The organism is Geothrix sp. SG200 (genome assembly GCF_022808935.1).
GTDB lineage: Bacteria > Acidobacteriota > Holophagae > Holophagales > Holophagaceae > Geothrix > Geothrix alkalitolerans.
On the sequence record NZ_JAKZFR010000001.1, the window covers coordinates 1104829 to 1120779 of the forward strand.

At 67.5% G+C, this 15951-nt stretch carries 14 protein-coding genes; 4 read left to right on the forward strand and 10 right to left on the reverse strand.

Annotation, left to right across the window (positions count from 1 at the left end; translation table 11 throughout):
• Positions 1-154: 154 nt before the first annotated feature.
• Both ML539_RS04910 and ML539_RS04915 read left to right on the forward strand, forming a co-directional pair.
• Entirely contained in the window at positions 155-1336 is a 1182-nt protein-coding gene (locus ML539_RS04910; protein ID WP_243321197.1) for an SCP2 sterol-binding domain-containing protein, read from the forward strand.
• A gap of 7 nt (positions 1337-1343) precedes the next feature.
• Positions 1344-1568, forward strand: coding sequence for a hypothetical protein (locus tag ML539_RS04915; RefSeq protein WP_243321199.1), 225 nt, complete (start codon positions 1344-1346; stop codon positions 1566-1568).
• 13 nt (positions 1569-1581) lie between these two features.
• On the opposite strand, the gene ML539_RS04920 is transcribed toward ML539_RS04915, so the two are convergent.
• From ML539_RS04920 to ML539_RS04940, 5 genes are all read right to left on the reverse strand, one after another.
• Entirely contained in the window at positions 1582-2337 is a 756-nt protein-coding gene (locus ML539_RS04920; RefSeq protein ID WP_243321201.1) for a response regulator, read from the reverse strand.
• Positions 2334-3398, reverse strand: a complete 1065-nt coding sequence (locus tag ML539_RS04925) for a histidine kinase (protein WP_243321204.1) — start codon at positions 3396-3398, stop codon at positions 2334-2336. Before ML539_RS04925 ends, ML539_RS04920 begins: the two co-directional genes overlap by 4 nt.
• A complete protein-coding gene (locus ML539_RS04930) occupies positions 3398-4108 on the reverse strand; it encodes a DUF5668 domain-containing protein (protein WP_243321207.1) in 711 nt (236 codons plus the stop codon). The genes ML539_RS04925 and ML539_RS04930 overlap by 1 nt, the downstream gene beginning before the upstream one ends.
• Positions 4105-4530 carry a hypothetical protein gene (locus tag ML539_RS04935; RefSeq protein WP_243321209.1) on the reverse strand — a complete coding sequence of 142 codons (426 nt, stop codon included), beginning with the start codon at positions 4528-4530 and terminating at the stop codon, positions 4105-4107. Before ML539_RS04935 ends, ML539_RS04930 begins: the two co-directional genes overlap by 4 nt.
• A 200-nt stretch (positions 4531-4730) precedes the next feature.
• On the reverse strand, positions 4731-5339 hold the full coding sequence (locus ML539_RS04940) for a YigZ family protein (RefSeq protein ID WP_243321211.1): 609 nt from the start codon (positions 5337-5339) through the stop codon (positions 4731-4733).
• Between the two features lie 108 nt (positions 5340-5447).
• Between ML539_RS04940 and ML539_RS04945 the strand changes: the two genes are divergently transcribed.
• Positions 5448-7355 carry a formate--tetrahydrofolate ligase gene (locus ML539_RS04945; RefSeq protein WP_243321213.1) on the forward strand — a complete coding sequence of 636 codons (1908 nt, stop codon included), beginning with the start codon at positions 5448-5450 and terminating at the stop codon, positions 7353-7355.
• A 271-nt stretch (positions 7356-7626) separates the two neighbouring features.
• Positions 7627-8046: a hypothetical protein gene (locus tag ML539_RS04950; RefSeq protein WP_243321215.1), complete on the forward strand. Its 420-nt coding sequence runs from the start codon at positions 7627-7629 to the stop codon at positions 8044-8046.
• A 1-nt stretch (position 8047) separates the two neighbouring features.
• Here the strand turns inward: ML539_RS04950 and ML539_RS04955 are convergent, their stop codons facing one another.
• The 5 genes from ML539_RS04955 to ML539_RS04975 form a co-directional block, all read right to left on the reverse strand.
• Positions 8048-8989 (reverse strand): DUF4402 domain-containing protein, encoded by a 942-nt coding sequence (locus ML539_RS04955; RefSeq protein WP_243321217.1) that lies wholly within the window; start codon positions 8987-8989, stop codon positions 8048-8050.
• On the reverse strand, positions 8986-11694 hold the full coding sequence (locus tag ML539_RS04960) for a carboxypeptidase-like regulatory domain-containing protein (RefSeq protein WP_243321220.1): 2709 nt from the start codon (positions 11692-11694) through the stop codon (positions 8986-8988). Before ML539_RS04960 ends, ML539_RS04955 begins: the two co-directional genes overlap by 4 nt.
• Entirely contained in the window at positions 11695-12540 is an 846-nt protein-coding gene (locus ML539_RS04965; protein WP_243321222.1) for a fimbria/pilus periplasmic chaperone, read from the reverse strand.
• Positions 12541-12607: 67 nt separating this feature from the next.
• Positions 12608-13150 (reverse strand): DUF4402 domain-containing protein, encoded by a 543-nt coding sequence (locus tag ML539_RS04970; RefSeq protein ID WP_243321223.1) that lies wholly within the window; start codon positions 13148-13150, stop codon positions 12608-12610.
• Positions 13151-13623: 473 nt separating this feature from the next.
• Positions 13624-15849 carry an NADP-dependent isocitrate dehydrogenase gene (locus ML539_RS04975; protein ID WP_243321226.1) on the reverse strand — a complete coding sequence of 742 codons (2226 nt, stop codon included), beginning with the start codon at positions 15847-15849 and terminating at the stop codon, positions 13624-13626.
• Positions 15850-15951 lie beyond the last annotated feature (102 nt).

The window sequence follows — 15951 nt, forward strand, 5'->3', positions numbered from 1 at the left end:
AAGGGGGCCATCCGGCCCCTTTTGCATCGGGAGAAAGGCATGGCGGAGCTTGACCTCTGGTAACCGTTGCATGAAGTTCAAGCCCCCGGCCATGCTCGATCCCACATTCCGAGGTGATCAAATGGCTTTGACGGTGGATGGCATCTTTACGCTCATGCCTGAACTCTTCCTGCCTGAGAAGGCACAGGGACTCACAGTCTCCGTCTACTACCAGGTGACGGGCGAGGGCGGTGGCGACTACACCTGCCGCATCGACAACGGCGTGTTCTCCCTGGCCCGCGAGGCGAAGCCGGATGCCACCTCCGTGGTTGTGATCGGCGCCGAGGACTGGATCGCGCTGAACGAAGGCAAGCTCGATCCCATGCAGGCCTTCATGACCGGCAAGCTCAAGGGTACCGGCGACCTGGGCCTGCTCCAGAAATTCCCGAAGTTCTTCAAGAAGCCCCAGAAGGAGAGCGGTCCGGTGAAGCCCCTGAAGGACCTGGTGCCCGCGCGGCTCGCGCTGGCCGGGGCCGGGATCAAGGTGACCGTGGGCGGCGACACCTGGGGTGATGGCGCCGAAGTGGCCGGCGACGACGCGGCCGTGCGCGCCCTGGTCTGCGGAATCTCGGATCCTGGACCGGCCCTGCTGGGCGGCCAGCTCCGCTTCTCCGGTGACATGGCCGTCCTTCGCAAGGCCTGGAAGGCCTGGTCGCAGGAGCCGGAGATCACCTTCCCGGACACGCCCGGCGGCAAGGCCCTGGCCACGCTCCGCAAGCGCTACAAGGGCGGCGCCACCGGCACCATGGAAGTGAAGGTGGACGGTGTGCCCTACCGCCTGGACTTCAGCCCGGAGGGGCTCTCCGTGCGGCCGGGAGAGGTGGAGGGCGGCGCGGCCCTGGGCATCACCGACGCGGACTTCGCGGCCCTCAACGTCGGCAAGCTGAACCTGGTGGCGGCCCTTCTGGGCGGCGCCATCACAGTGAAGGGGGACGTGAGCCAGGTGGCGTCCTACACGGCCCACTTCGAGGCGGCCGTGAATCCGGCGGAGGCGCTCCTGGAATCCATGCCTGAGCGTTTCAACGCCGAAAAAGCCGGAGATCTTGAAGCGGCCGTGGGTTATCAGATTGATGACCTGGGCTACACGCTTTTCATCCGGAATGGGGCCTGCATGGTGTTCCCCCGCCTGATGAAACCCTGTGATACGCTCCTGAAAGCCAAGGCCGACGACTTCATTGCCATGAGCACCGGAACGCTGAACGCCCAGGAGGCTTTCATGACCGGCAAGATCCAGATCGAGGGTGACCCTCTGCTCATGCAGAAGGTCGCGAAGAGCTTCAAGCGCCCTGAAGCTTGAGCCTTCCATGACTCCCGCCGCCCCTTCCCGCAAGAAGTCCCCGGCCCAGAGGCCCGGGAAGGCGGCTGCGGCGACCATTCGCGTGGCCAAGTGCATTGTGCCTTTGCCCGCTCCCAGGCCCAGCGTGAAGGGCGCGATCGACCGTGAGGAGGATCTGGCGCCGGGGCTGCCCTGCGAGGGGCGCTGCGGGCACTGCCATCACCATCCCTGCCGCCTGCACGGCGCGGTGTGAGGGCCTGTCGCATTCAGGCACCTTCCCATAGGGTTCGCAGCCGCTGGTAGCCGGCGCGGCTGATGGGGAGGGTGGTGCCGTCGCGGAGGATCGCGTCCCGGTGCTCCTTGCTGTCCTGCTCGATCCGCACGAGGCGGTCGAGGTTCAGGATGTAGCTGCGGTGGATGCGGATGAACCGGTTCGGATCGAGCTGGGATTCCAGGCTGGCCAGGGTCTGCTGCTTGAGCAGGCTCCGGCCCTCGGTGCGGAGGAGCACGTAGTCGTCCTGGGCCTGGATCCAGTCCAGGCGGTCCAGGTGGACCACCGTCACCTTCGGGCCGTCCTTCACCACGATGCGCTCCAAAGGCTTTCCCTGGCGTGCCGCCGAGGCGAGATCCGTCGCGGACGGGACCGGAGCCGCAGGCTGGGTGGCCTGGAGAACCCGGGCTTTGGCCAGGGCCGCGTCGAAGCGCTCCTTTGAGAAGGGCTTCAGCAGGTAGTCCACCGCATGGGATTCGAAGGCGCGCATGGCGTGCTGATCGTAGGCGGTGACGAAGACCACGGCGGGGCGCTTCCCTTCCGCCTCCAGGAGCTCCAGCACTTCGAAGCCGTCCAGCTTGGGCATCTGGATGTCCAGGAAGACGAGGTCTGGGTGGTGCTCGGCGGCGGCCTTCAGGGCCTCGAAGCCGTTGGCGCATTCACCCACCACCTCCACATCGGGGTGGGCGGCCAGGTGCTCGCGCACGACGGAACGCGCGAGATCCTCGTCGTCGATGATCAGGGCTTTCATGGCTCCATCTCCAAAGGGAAGACCAGCGTGACGCGGTGGAGGCCGTCCTGGGCCGTGGCTTCGAACCGGGCCCGGTTCCCGAAGCGGCCCAGCAGGCGTTGGCGGACCTGGCGCAGCCCGAGCCCCAGACCCTGGGGGACCGGAGCGTCGGCATCCAGCGGGTTATCCACCTTCAGCAGAACGTGTCCTTCCACCACCTCCGCAGCCACGGCCAGGGTGCCGCCCTCCGGCAGGGCCGCAATGCCGTGCTTGATGGCGTTCTCCACCAGCGGCTGCAGCAGCAGGGTGGGCAGGAGGGCCGGTTCCGCGGCGGGATCGATGCGCCAGTCGAGCTTCAGGCGGTTGCCGAAGCGGATCTGCTCAATGGCCAGGTAGGCCCGAGCCAGCTCGAGCTCCTCCTGCAGGACGACCTGGCGGCGCTCGCCCAGGCCCAGGCTGCGGCGGAGGAAATCCGAAAGCAGCACGCACATCTCCCGCGCCCGGGCGGGATCCACGGCGGTCAACGCCGACAGTGAATTCAGGCTGTTGAACAGGAAGTGGGGATTGAGCTGGGCCCGCAAGGCCTTCAGCTCCGACTCCTGGGCCAGGATCTGGAGCTCGGCACCCTTCCGTTCGGCTTCCAGGGCGCGCTCCTGGGCCAGCATGAGGTAGCTGAGGGCCACGGAGGCCAGGTAGAGCAGGATGCCCACGCCCGTGAGCACGGGCAGGGCGATGTCCACGTGGCGGGGCAGGGTGCCAAGGCCGGGGATCCAGGCCAGGATCCGGGCCAGCAGCCAGGCCAGCCCCGCCCAGATGCTGCCCATGAGCACGGCTGCCAGGCCCCAGGCCGCTCCGTGGGAGCCCAGCGTTTCCACCCGCTGGCCAAGCGGGAGCGCCCGGCAGAGAAACCAGGCGGACAGGAAGAGGAAGGCCGCGATCAGGCAGAGGGGCAGGGCCAAGGCCGCTGCCTCCGCCCAGCTCCAGTTCTGGGTGCGGGCGATTCCCATCAGCAGCAGGGCGATGGGGGCCCACCCCAGGAGGTAGGCCCCCAGACGCGCCCGGTTGGCCAGGAGGGGATGCATCAGCTCTTGACCTCGGTGCCGCCGAAGAGGATCAGCCCCGTGATCACCAGGCGGGGCCGGCCCTCCGCCGGAGCGGGACCGTGGTGGGTTCCGTCGTTGAGGGCGCCGGCGATGGCCGTGGCGCGATGGACGACTTCCCACCCCTCCGGCACACGGATCTCCCCGCCGCCGAAGAGCACGAAGACATCGATGCGGGCCTGGCCGTTCTCCATCGCCGCCTGCCGGAGGTCCACCTCGTAGCCGCCGAAGATGGCCGTCAGCTCGCCGCCCTTGAAGGCCTGGGTCACCACACGCCGCTTGAAGCCGCCGAAAATGGCCGTGCCCTGGAGGAAGTCGTCGGAGCGGGCCAGCTCGGGCGGGATGCCGCGGCTCTGCTTGAGGGCCTTGGTGACGATGAGGATGCCAAGGCCCACCACCAGCATGGGGCCTAGCGCATCCGCCAGGTGGCCGTGGCCGAAGGTGAAGAGCAGCAGGAAGGCACCGCCCAACACCAGGAACCAGCCGCCCGTGCTGCTGCCCTGCCGGTCCTGGCGGATCTTGGCGATGCCCACGGCCACCAGCACCAGCGGCCAGAGCTTGAAGAGGGTATGAGCCTGGACAAGGCCCAGGTTGTCCAGGGTGAGCACGAGGCCCGCCACGATGATGGCGACGCCCAGCACCAGCTTGGGGCTGAACGGACTCGGAGTCCGGATGTCGTCGGCGGCGTTCATGGGTTCACCTGCGTGGATCCGGAATCAGGATCACAGGAATCGGGCTCGGATGGCGACGGCCGGCGGCGCCTGCAGCGGGGCGGCGGGCTCCATTGGGGAAACAGGGCGCGGAGCGTGACGATGAGGCCGCCCCACACCAGGAAGACCGGCCACCAGCGCTCCAGGAGCCCCCAGGGGCCGAACTGGGAGATGAAGCCCGCGACGGCGAAGCCCAGCCAGATGTGACCGCGGAGGCTGAGGAGACCATCCTGGACCAGACGGGCGAGGCCCACGGCGGCCACCGCCAGCGGCCACCAGGCCAGCAGGTGCCAGGCGTCGAGCCAGTGGAGGCTGTCCACCAGAAGAATCAGGCCCACCGTAATGACCACCAGGCCGAGGACCAACTTGACGGAAAAGACAGGGGGGCGTTCCTGGACGTTCATGGGTGGCGCTCCTTTCGGCCGGAACCCGCGGAGAAGCTGAAGGCGAGCGTGGGCAGCCACAGGGCCAGCCACCACCAGGGGCTGTCGATGAACCATCCCAGCTGGATCATGGGCGCCTCCTTCCGCATGACCAAGCTACGGGCGTCTTGACAGGAAACCGGGCCGGGATCGGCGAACGGCGGGTGGGGATCGGCGAGTGGTCAAGCCCAGGCGATCGTCCCGCCCCGGCTGCGCTCCCGCCAGGCATGGTCGAGGGCGGGACAGAGTTCCGGCGGGCACTCGAAGCGGATGGTGGCTGCGTCTCCCTCGAAGGTCTGGCCGGTCACGGCAGCGGCGGGAAAGCCTCCCAGCAGGGCGAAGGGCAGATGGGCCTGGGCCGCGGGGACACGGATCTCCCCTTGGCGGAGGATCCGGACCTCCTCCCAGAGGCCCTGGGCTGCGGCTTCGGCCAGGGCGCCCTGGACACCCTCCGTATAGGCCCTCACCAGACCGCCAGTGCCGAGCTTGGTTCCCCCGTACCATCGGATGCAGACCGCGATGAGGTCGGTGGCCTCGGCGCCCTCCAGCACCACCAGCATGGGTTTCCCGGCCGTGCCGGAGGGCTCGCCGTCATCATCGGCGCCGAAAGCCGCGACCGGGACGCCTTCCCGCCAGGCGCTGCAGTGGTGCGTGGCGTCGAAGTCCCGCTTGCGAAGCGAGGCCAGCACGACGGCCCGGTCTTCAGCATCCAATGCGGGGTGCAGCTCGGTGAGGAAGACCGAAGCCTTCTCCCTGAAGCGGTGGGTGGCGACCCCGGTCAGACGACGCATGGATCCAGCATGCGGGTGGCTGTGACGTGAATCAACACAGGCGGCTCAATGGCGACCATTCAGTCGTTTTTTACTTATAGTTGGGGTGGATCTTTTCGAGGAGACGGCATGACCACCGTCACGCGGCCCTTCACGCCCACGGTCCTGCAGCGCAGAACCCCTGTGCCCTCGGATCTGGACATTGCCCAGGCGGCGACCCTCAAGCCCATCAGCCAGGTGGCCGCGGAGCTGGGCCTCGAGGCGGACGAGCTGGAGCTCTACGGCCCCACCAAGGCCAAAGTGCGGCTGGAGGTGCGGGACCGTCTGCAGGGCCGTCCCGACGGCAAGTACATCGACGTCACCGCCATTACCCCGACGCCGTTGGGGGAAGGCAAGACCACGGTCACGGTGGGACTCAGCCAGGCCCTGGGGGCGCACCTGGGCCAGCGCGTGGTGACCTGCATCCGCCAGCCCAGCCAGGGTCCCACCTTCGGCATCAAGGGAGGAGCCGCCGGCGGCGGCTACAGCCAGGTGATTCCCATGGAGGACTTCAACCTCCACCTCACCGGGGACATCCACGCCATCACCGCGGCCCACAACCTGTGCGCCGCGGCCATCGACGCCCGCATCCTCCATGAGGCCGGCGCTTCGGACGAGCAGCTGTTCGAGCGGATCTTCCCGAAAGGAAAATCCGGAAGGAAGTTCCCGCGGTCGCTGCAGCTGCGCTGCGCGAGGCTGGGCATCACCAAGGGGAATCCCGACGATTTCACGCCGGAGGAGCGCTGTCGCGTCTGCCGGCTGGATCTGGACCCCGCCGCCATCACCTGGCGCCGCATCCTGGACACCAGCGACCGGTTCCTTCGGGGCGTGACCGTGGGGCAGGGCGAGGAGGAGCAGGGCTTCGCCCGGGAGACGGGCTTCGACATCTCCGTGGCCAGCGAGATCATGGCCGTCCTGGCCCTCACCACGGGCCTCCAGGACATGCGGCGCAGGCTGGGAAGCATGGTGGTGGGCCTTGATCGACAGGGGCGCGCGGTGACCGCCGAGGATCTGGGCGTGGCCGGCGCCATGACCGTGCTCATGAAGGACGCGCTGAAGCCGAACCTCATGCAGACGCTGGAGGGCACGCCCGTGTTCGTGCATGCGGGCCCCTTCGCCAACATCGCCCATGGAAACAGCTCCATCCTGGCCGACCAGATCGCCCTCAAGCTGGCGGACTACGTGGTCACCGAGTCGGGTTTCGGCGCTGACATGGGCATGGAGAAGTTCTTCGACATCAAGTGTCGCGTTTCCGGGTTGAAGCCTGACGCCGTGGTGCTGGTGGCCACCGTGCGCGCCCTCAAGATGCACGGCGGCGGGCCCAAGGTGGTGGCGGGGAAGCCCCTGGATCCGGTCTATGTGGATGAGAACCTGGACCTGCTCCGCCAGGGCCTGCCCAACCTGCTGCACCACATCCGCATCGCCCGGAAGTTCGGTGTGCCCGTGGTGGTGGCGGTGAACGGCTTCGCCACGGACAGCCCCGCGGAACTGGACCTGGTGCGCCGGGCCTCCCTGGAGAGCGGCGCGGAGGACGCGGTGGTCTGCCGGAACTGGGCCCTGGGCGGGGAAGGGGCCCTGGATCTAGGCCGGGCCGTCATGCGCGTCTGCGAGCGCCCCTCGGAGTTCCGTTTCCTCTACGGCGTGGACGAGCCCATCAAGCAGAAGATCGAAACCATCGCCACGGAGGTCTACGGCGCCGACGGCGTGGACTACGCGCCGGAGGCCGAAGCGAAGATCGATGCCTACACGCGGCTTGGCTACGACCGCCTGCCCATCTGCATGGCCAAGACGCACCTGAGCCTGAGCCACGACCCGGCCTTGAAGGGGGTCCCCACGGGCTTCCGCATCCCGGTGAGGGATGTCCGCCTCAGCGCCGGGGCCGGGTTCCTGTATCCGTTGCTGGGCAAGATGGCCACCATGCCAGGCCTCCCCACGAGGCCCGGCTTCTACGATGTGGACATCGATCCGGAGACAGGCCGCGTGGTGGGGCTGTTCTGACCCTGCGTGACCGCGAACAGAAACGGCCGCTGGTCGTGTGAAGCCTTCCTCCGGTACTGCCTTCGGGCCACCTGATGGCCGGGTCGGCAACGGAAGCCGGGGAGAGCCTGTCGTGGCCTCAAATATATGTTAATAGTCTTAATAACAACACTTAAACCGAGGTTGGTCTCGGGCTGCCGGCCCCGATTGACCCATTCTTTTTTAATCAGGGGTGTTATCGCGGCCTTCCCCAGGGTCGAAAAGAGGGTTGACCACCTGCGAGGAGTGCCCAATGGGCCGCCTTGGAACCTTCCGATCGACCTGCCGCCTGGGGCTCCTGCTGGCCCTGGCCGGTGGCTCGGAAGCCGTGGCCATGGCCCAGAGCACGAGCGGCGCCACCTGTACGGTCCGGATCCGCCCCCGCGAAGCGGCGGATTATGACCTTTCGACGGAAGTGACCATCCACGGCCTGGTCGAAGGCTGGGAGGGCCGGTCGATCCGGATCCGCCTGGCGGCTGGAGTCCTGCGGGTGGACACCGGCGCCTGGAACACCTCAGGGCTGTTCCAAACGGGAACCCCTCTCGAGGTCCTCGCGTCCAGGAGTGTGGTCGACGGCCGGCAGCGGTTCCTCGCCCGTGAGATTCGTCATGCGGGGGGCGTCCTGATGATCCGGGACGCCTTCGGGACGCCCATCCAGGCCGGATCGCTCTAGATCAATTGTAGGCCACGGTCACGCTGAAGGTCCCGGCGTAGTCGCCGTCGGGTTGGCCGGCGGCCACGTTCAGCGTGCCTCCCACGCTCAGTGTCTGCCGCCCGGCGAGGTCCAGGCGGCCCGTCGGTCCCGGAGAACTCGTGAAGGCCGTCACCGTGAGGGTCCCATCCGGAGAGCTGAGGACGACGCTGCCCGGAAGGGTGATGGCGTAGGTGGCGTTGGCGGCACCGGTCACGGAGAAGGTGGCGGGTCCGACCGGCAGCTGGGAACCCAGGCTCACGCCGCCCGTCGTGCTGAGCGTGCCTGCGGGACTGAGCACCACAGTTCCAGGGGCCGGACTCGTGAAGACCGCCCCGAACCGCAGTCCTGTGAGCTCCGTGAGGCTGATGACCGGCGCGATCTGGATCTGCACTGAGAAGGCCATGGGGGTGATGGCTCCCTTGAAGGGGTCCATCACATTCAGGGTGTAGCTGCCGGTGTAGGTTCCCGCCGGCGTGATGGCGCTCGAACCGACTGAGACGGTGGCGCCCAGGTAGTAGTAGCCGGTGGTGCCCGTGGAAGGGAAGGTGCCGCTGGTGGCGGGCTGGCAATCCACGGCCGTGACGACCACTGTCGCGCCGCCTGGTCCCACGAGGGGGAAGGGAACGGGGCTGCCCGCCGAGGCGAACCAATTGTCGCCCACCTTGCCGGACAAGGTGAAGCTGCCCAGGCTGACGCCAGCGGAGGAACCCAGGGTGGCTCCGCCTGAGGCGCTCCGGCTGCCGGATGGCGAAGCGAGCACCACCGTCCCCCCGAAAGCGCTGGGGATGACATAGCCCAGCGAGATGTCCGAGTACTTGTTGATGACCGGCACCCAGGCCTGGCTGTGGGCGGGGAGTGCCGCGAGTGCCAGGGCCACCAGGAAGAACCGTCGGGAGAGCGCTGAGAGGGCGGAGAAGCTCATGGTTGATCTTCTTTCCGGCCGTCCTGCCCCGGAAGGGGCGTGTTGGAGCGGTCTGGGGTGAACAGGAGATCGAGGCCATCCACGACCGTGCCCTCGGAGGTCACGATCACGGGGATGGGCGGCAGTTTCGAGAGCCCGAGTCGCTGGATCTCGGCGTCAGGCGCCCGGAGCTGGTAGGTGCCGGGCGGAAGATCGGACAGGGTGTAGAAACCGTCGAAGGCCGTCCGGGTGGTCTTGATGGATTTGCCCTGGCTGTCCACGAGCTCCAGGAGAAGGCCGGGAAGCTCCCCGGAGGCGCCATCACGCTTCAGGTAGGCCGTTCCCGTGACCTCGCCGAACAGCACCACGGGGACCTCGAGCTGCGCCACATGGCCTTGGCGCGGGGTGACGCGCAGGCCCGGGCCCTGGGGCCGCATGAACGGATCTTCCAGGGTGGTGGAGTTGGCGGACAGGTTGGCGTCGAGATCGCCGGAGAGATTGGTGAGGAAGGCCACGCCCTTCGCATCCGTGGTGCCTGGCTGCGAGGCGCCGTTCGCCAGGAAGCCGACGCCCTGGAGGGGCTTCTCGTCGCCATCCATCACGCCGTTCCCGTTGGCATCCAGGAAGGCGCGGGCGGAGACAGCCCCATGCCCGGCGATGCTCTGCGCCTGCGTATGGATCCGGCCGTTCCGGGGCTCCCTGGCCAGGCCCACGCGGAAGGTGAGGTCCAGGGACAGGCGGCTGTGGGTGGAGTAGCCCAGCTCCACACTGAGAGCATAGGCGCCCTGGGTCTTGTAGGCACCGAGCTGCACCAGGGTGTCGTGGGAGGCCACCGAGTGCGTGAGCCCGGCCCGGAGGTTGAAGGGGATGAAGACGGGGGTTTCCAGGAAGGTGGACAGGGCGTTCAGGCGCCGGGCGCCGCCGCTCAGCTGATAGTTCGCCTGCGCCCGCAGCGAGAAGGTCCGGAAGAACTTGCTGGCGAGAAAGTCACCGATGGTGATGGCGGGGAAGGGCGTCGCCGTGTCCAGGCCCCGGGTCAGGGTGATCTCGTTGGAGAGGAAGTACCCTTGGAAGGAGGTGGAGACGCGGTTGTAGAGGCGATCGATGCTGCCGCCCGCCACGAGCCGGTCCCGGGCGGCGCCGAGGTCCAGCGTGACGAGGCTGCGCTCCAGGCTGGGCAGCAGGGAGGATGTCTCCAGGCCGCTGCGGCTCCGGATCGGTCCGTAGATGGGCCGGAACACTTCGCTGGAGAAGCCATCCTGGAGCTCCGCATGCTTGACCGTGAGGCTGGTGGAGCCCAGGCGGCTCCGGAGGCCCAGCTGAGCGACGCTGCCTCCAAGCTGGTCGCTGACGGCGCTGAAGGTCGCCGAAAGCGGCTTCCAGAATCCCTGGAGATCGATCCCACGGTAGGCGTGATGGCGCCCGTCCAGGTCCAGGCTGGACAGGGAGAACCCGGCCGTGAACTGCCGGGAGATCCCGTAGCGCCCTTCGACCTGGCCCCGCTTTCCAGCCTGGCGGGGATCCACGCCCACCAGCCGGTACTGGAACTCGCCTTCCGGGGTCTGGTTCTCGCTCACATCGAAGCGCACCACCTCTTCGCGGCGCTGGCCCTGGGGGCCATAGAACACCAGGCGGAAATCGTTCCAGCCAAAGTAGAGCGGCACGTTCAGGAATTCATAGCGGCCATCGGGGCGGGAGGCCTGGAAGCCCAGGAGCGCCTGGTTCCGGTAGAGCTCCACCTGCCAGCCTGGCGACAGGTTCCCCTGGAAGGAATGGCGGTCGAAGGCGTTCTCCCGCTGGAGCGGGTAGTTGGTGAGCAGAGCTCCCGTGCCGGCCATGGGCAGGGTGAGCAGGTTCAGGCCTGGATCGAGCACCTCACCGAAGGCGAACTCCGTCGCCTTGAGCGGGCCGAGCAGGCCCGCATGGGGATCGCGGCGGCCCATGGCCATCCGGAACTCCGAGAGGCCGTTCTCGGTATCGAGAATCGCGTAGAGGTTCGAAGACAGCCCCAGGAAATCCCCCGCGGCGAATGTGGTGCTCTGGGCCCGGACGTGGCGATCCGCATCGGGCGATGTCCGGGCGGTCAGGCGCAGGGTCTCGTCGACCATCGGAGCTTCGAATAGGCGATAGGGGTCCGGCGACCGCGGGAAGACCTTCGGACCTTCCGAGGGGCGGAACCGGCCGACCATGCGCTCCCGCTTCCAGCGCTCCTGAATGGGGAGTGGCTCCCTTGGCGACACGGTGATGGACGAGCTGCGGAGGACGACCTGGAAATCCAGGGGCAGCCACGCGGCGAGGAGGCGCGTGTCCACGTAGATGTCATCGGAGTGGAGTTCCATCAAGGACCGGTCGAGCGGAAGGCCGCGGCCCGCCACCACCACCGTTCCCGCCGCGACGTCGAGATTGAAGCGGCGCTTCTCGTCGATGAAGAAGCCCGTGGCCCGTCCGCGGTTGGGGTCGACCTCGATGGCCAGGTCCAGCAAGCGGCACAGCTCACCCAGAGGCACCAGCACGCCGTCCTTCACGGGGAATCCCGGGAAGGTGCTGCTGACCGTCGCCTGGTCGAGGCGCAGGGCGAAAAGGAAGACCTCCTCCTCGGAGCGGTTCACGAGCATCCCCGGCTGGACGGTGGCGTCTGCGGGAGCCAAGCCTCCGGCATGCAGCATCGCCGCCACCCCCATGAGGGTCGGGCCCAGGAGGGCCTTGCGGACGGCGAGGCGGCCCATTCAGGGGGTCGTCAGGATGGTTTCGGCGAACAGGCGGCCGCCATCCAGCACGGGCTGGGAGTAGGCGATTCGGATCCGGCTGCCCGGAGGGATGGAACGGCCGCCGCGGATGGGCAGGGCCACGGTCCGGCCAGAATTCGGGGTGTAGACGGCCAGGCCCGAGGCCTCTGCCAGGACTTCCGGGGCTCCGGCGGCCGGGAGAAGCGTGGCCTTGAGGTCGCCGTAGACCGACTGGTTGCCGTCGCGATTCAAGCGGAAGCGCAAGACGCCGCTCTTGAGGTCAAAGGTGGGCGCGGTGATGGAGACGGTGGCGGATGTCTTGCCGTGCCGCACGATGAGGGGGATGGCGATTCCATAGACGGGCGTGAGCTTGATGGCGATTCCTTTGGGCGCCTCCGCCGCGGCCTGGGGCGCGGGCGCCTCGGGAGGCACCGCGCGGAAGGTCATGTGCAGGCGGTATTCTCCCTCGGGCAGCTGGGCCGGCTTGCGCACCTGGATGCGCACCGTCTGGGATTCCCGGGGGTCGAGGGTCACCTGTCGCGGGGAGAAGCGGAACAGCGACCGGAGGTTCTCGGTGCCCGGATCGAATGCCAGCTCCCTGATGCCACCCGTCTCGTCCATCTCCATGCGCACGAGGGAGATCCGGAAGGTGGCCCGGGTCTGCCCGATGTTGGAGAGGTTCAGCTCGGCGCTCCGCTTGCGCTCCTCGAACACCACCCGGGTCGGGGCCACCAGGAGGTCGCCGATGCCTCCGTCGGCGGGAGGCGGCGGCGTTTGGGCCGGAAGACCGAGTGCGAGCAGACCGAGAAACAGGCAGGCGATGGCCCGGGGACGGAGACGAAGCATGAGACCTCAAGTACGGAGAAAACCCAGGGCGCGGGTACGCCCTGGGTGACCAGCGGATCAGCGGACCTCAGTTATAGGCGACCGTGACATTGAAGGTGCCGGTGTAGTCACCATCGGTCTGGTTGGCGCCGAGGGTCAGGGTGCCACCCACCGCAAAGATCTGCGCAGCGTTCGCCACATTGGGGAGCAGGCCCGTGGCGTTGCTCGTGGCGGCGGCGCCCTCGACCGAGGCGGTGAAATTGTTCACAGGCATGGCGGTGCCGGCACCGGTCAAGGTCACGCTGCCATTGCTCGGGAGGGTGATGGCATAGGTCGCGTTGCGCTTCCCGGTCACCTTGAAGGTCGCCGCGCTGACGGAGCCGGTGGTGCCAAGGGCCGGATCGGTGGTCGTGCGGGTGTTGTTCTGGGGGTCCAGCGTCACGTCGCCGCCCGCGGTGCTCGCGAAGATGTCGCCGAAGCTCAGGCCACCATTGGTGAGGCTCACGGTGATGGGCACATAGATGCGGGCCGAGGCGGGGACGCTGGACGCCGTGGCGGTGGCGGACTGTGCGAAGGCGACCGGCGCGGCCAGAAGAAGGGCGCCCGCGAAGATACGGGAGAGCGTGTGCATAAGTGGCTCCTGGAGGTGTTTGGAGGGGCGGACGTGAGCGAGGATGCCCCATGGCTCCCTCACCTCAGACCCGAGGCATTTCCGTTAGGGTTGCATAAATAAATCGTGAATATTCATGGGAAATTTATACTGAGTGCGGTAATTGCCCAGGAGGATCAATGCCCGGCAAATTTCTTCCGGGGCGGCCGCAGGAATGGGCCATGCATGCCCTGCCAGCCTCAGAGCCAGTCGAATTCAGGCGGATCCAGATGGAACGCCGGAGGCCGCTCCACACGCGACGCCAGGCGCGAAACCAGGCCTGGCGAGCCTTCGAGAGGGAGGGTGCTGGGCTAGATCAGGGATGGGCGAACACGTCATACCCGGCTTGACGGCCAGCTTCGCCCCACACCTGAGTTTTGGTCGAAAAGCCAGCGGGTGCCGGGACACCGTGCATCCCGGCACCCGCGAGGTGCCTCTGGTTGTTCCGGCCTGGATCAGGCCATGGCGTCGATGATGGCGTTCAGGGTGGTGCTGGGCCGCATGGCGGCGCCGGTCTTGGCGTGGTCCGGGTGGTAGTAGCCGCCCATGTCCACGGGCTTGCCCTGGGCCGCGATCAGTTCCTCGTTGATCTTCGCCTCGTTGTCCCCGAGCTGCTTCGCCACCTTGACGAAGCGGGCCTGGAGTTCGGCGTCCTTCGTCTGGGCGGCCAGGGCCTGGGCCCAGTAGAGGGCCAGGTAGAAGTGGCTGCCGCGGTTGTCGATCTGGCCCACCTTGCGTGCGGGGGACTTGTCGTTGTCGAGGAACTTGGCGATGGCCACATCGAGCGTTTCAGCCAGCACGCCGGCCTTGGCGTTCTTGAAGGCGTTGGCCACGTGCTCCAGGGAGGCGCAGAAGGCCGAGAACTCGCCCAGAGAATCCCAGCGGAGGTAGCCCTCCTTCTGGAACTGCTGGACGTGCTTGGGGGCGGAACCGCCCGCGCCGGTCTCGAAGAGGCCGCCGCCGCCCAGCAGGGGCACAATGGAGAGCATCTTGGCGCTGGTGCCCAGCTCGATGATGGGGAAGAGGTCCGTGAGGTAGTCGCGCAGGACGTTGCCGGTGACGCTGATGGTGTCGAGGCCCTTGCGGATGCGCTCGCAGGAGACCTTCATGGCCTCATCCGGGGACAGGATGCGGATGTCCAGGCCCTTGGTGTCGTGGTTCTTGAGGTAGGTCTCCACCTTGGCGATCATCTGGGCGTCGTGGGCGCGGGCCTTGTCCAGCCAGAAGATGGCGGGGGCGCCGGTCAGGCGGGCGCGGGTGACCGCCAGCTTGACCCAGTCCTGGATGGGGGCGTCCTTGGCCTGGCAGCCGCGGAAGATGTCGCCCTCTTCCACCTTCTGGGAGAGCAGGGTGGCGCCGGACTCGTCCACGATGCGGATGGTCCCGGCGGCCGGGGCGAAGAAGGTCTTGTCGTGGGAGCCGTACTCCTCGGCCTTCTGCGCCATGAGACCCACATTGGGCACGCTGCCGATGGTGGCGGGATCGAAGGCGCCGTGCTTCTGGCAGTCCTCGATGATGGTCTTGTACATCGTGGCGTAGCAGCGGTCCGGGATCATGGCCAGGGTGTCGTGGAGCTTGCCGTCGGCGCCCCACATCTTGCCTGCGTCGCGCACCACCACGGGCATGGAGGCGTCCACGATGACGTCATTGGGTACGTGCAGGTTCGTGATGCCCTTGTCCGAGTCCACCATGGCCAGGGCCGGGTGGGTGGCGTAGACGGCCTGGATGTCCGCCTCGATGGCCGCACGCTGGGCTTCGGGCAGGGCCTGGATCTTGGCGTAGACATCACCCAGCCCGTTGGCGGTGTTCACGCCCAGCTCGCGCAGGGTGGCGTTGTGCTTCTCGAAGACCGGCTGGTAGAAGACGGATACGGCGTGGCCGAACATGACGGGATCGGAGATCTTCATCATGGTGGCCTTGAGGTGCAGGGAGAGCAGGAGGCCGTCGCGCTTGGCCGCGTCGATCTGCTCGGCATAGAAGGCGCGGAGGGCCTTGACGCTCATGACGGAGGCGTCGAGGACCTCGCCGGCCTGGAGGGGCAGCTTGTCCTTGAGGACCTTGAGAGCGCCATCCGCGCCCACGAACTCGATGCGGGCGGTCGTGGCCTTGCCGAGGGTGGTGGAGGTCTCGCTGCCGAAGAAGTCGCCGGCGGTCATGTGGGCCACGCGGGCTTTGGAATCGGGGGCCCAGGCGGCCATCTTGTGCGGGTGCTTCTTCGCGTAGTTCTTCACGGACAGCGGAGCGCGACGGTCGGAGTTGCCCTCGCGGAGCACGGGGTTCACGGCGCTGCCCAGCACCTTGGCGTAGCGGGCCTGGATGGCCTTCTCCACTTCCTCGGTGGGCTGCTCCGGGTAGTCCGGCACGTTGAAGCCCTGGGACTGGAGCTCCTTGATGGCGGCCTTGAGCTGCGGGATGGAGGCGCTGATGTTGGGGAGCTTGATGATGTTGGCTTCGGGTTTCAGGGCCAGGGCGCCGAGGGCGGCCAGGTTGTCGGGGACACGCTGGGCCGGGCTCAGGTTCTCGGGGAAGGTGGCGAGGATTCGGCCCGCCAGGGAGATGTCGGAGGTCTCGACGGAGATCCCGGTGCCCTTGGTGAAAGCCTGGATGATCGGCAGCAGGGAATAGGTCGCCAGCGCGGGCGCCTCGTCGATCTCCGTCCAGATGATCTTCTGCGTGGTCATGGGCTCTCCTTATGGGCGTTTACGGCAGCGCCGGGGCCTGGACCCCCGCTGTTCCGGCACAGGGCATTCAAGGCAGGCTCCCACGGCAAAAGCCCGCCATCA

Excerpts from the sequence above, each read along its gene's own strand:
- ML539_RS04910 (WP_243321197.1), top strand. The coding sequence starts at position 155 with ATGCCTGAACTCTTCCTGCCTGAGAAGGCACAGGGACTCACAGTCTCC.
- ML539_RS04915 (WP_243321199.1), top strand. The coding sequence starts at position 1,344 with ATGACTCCCGCCGCCCCTTCCCGCAAGAAGTCCCCGGCCCAGAGGCCC.
- ML539_RS04920 (WP_243321201.1), bottom strand. The coding sequence starts at position 2,337 with ATGAAAGCCCTGATCATCGACGACGAGGATCTCGCGCGTTCCGTCGTG.
- ML539_RS04925 (WP_243321204.1), bottom strand. The coding sequence starts at position 3,398 with ATGCATCCCCTCCTGGCCAACCGGGCGCGTCTGGGGGCCTACCTCCTG.
- ML539_RS04930 (WP_243321207.1), bottom strand. The coding sequence starts at position 4,108 with ATGAACGCCGCCGACGACATCCGGACTCCGAGTCCGTTCAGCCCCAAG.
- ML539_RS04935 (WP_243321209.1), bottom strand. The coding sequence starts at position 4,530 with ATGAACGTCCAGGAACGCCCCCCTGTCTTTTCCGTCAAGTTGGTCCTC.
- ML539_RS04940 (WP_243321211.1), bottom strand. The coding sequence starts at position 5,339 with ATGCGTCGTCTGACCGGGGTCGCCACCCACCGCTTCAGGGAGAAGGCT.
- ML539_RS04945 (WP_243321213.1), top strand. The coding sequence starts at position 5,448 with ATGACCACCGTCACGCGGCCCTTCACGCCCACGGTCCTGCAGCGCAGA.
- ML539_RS04950 (WP_243321215.1), top strand. The coding sequence starts at position 7,627 with ATGGGCCGCCTTGGAACCTTCCGATCGACCTGCCGCCTGGGGCTCCTG.
- ML539_RS04955 (WP_243321217.1), bottom strand. The coding sequence starts at position 8,989 with ATGAGCTTCTCCGCCCTCTCAGCGCTCTCCCGACGGTTCTTCCTGGTG.
- ML539_RS04960 (WP_243321220.1), bottom strand. The coding sequence starts at position 11,694 with ATGGGCCGCCTCGCCGTCCGCAAGGCCCTCCTGGGCCCGACCCTCATG.
- ML539_RS04965 (WP_243321222.1), bottom strand. The coding sequence starts at position 12,540 with ATGCTTCGTCTCCGTCCCCGGGCCATCGCCTGCCTGTTTCTCGGTCTG.
- ML539_RS04970 (WP_243321223.1), bottom strand. The coding sequence starts at position 13,150 with ATGCACACGCTCTCCCGTATCTTCGCGGGCGCCCTTCTTCTGGCCGCG.
- ML539_RS04975 (WP_243321226.1), bottom strand. The coding sequence starts at position 15,849 with ATGACCACGCAGAAGATCATCTGGACGGAGATCGACGAGGCGCCCGCG.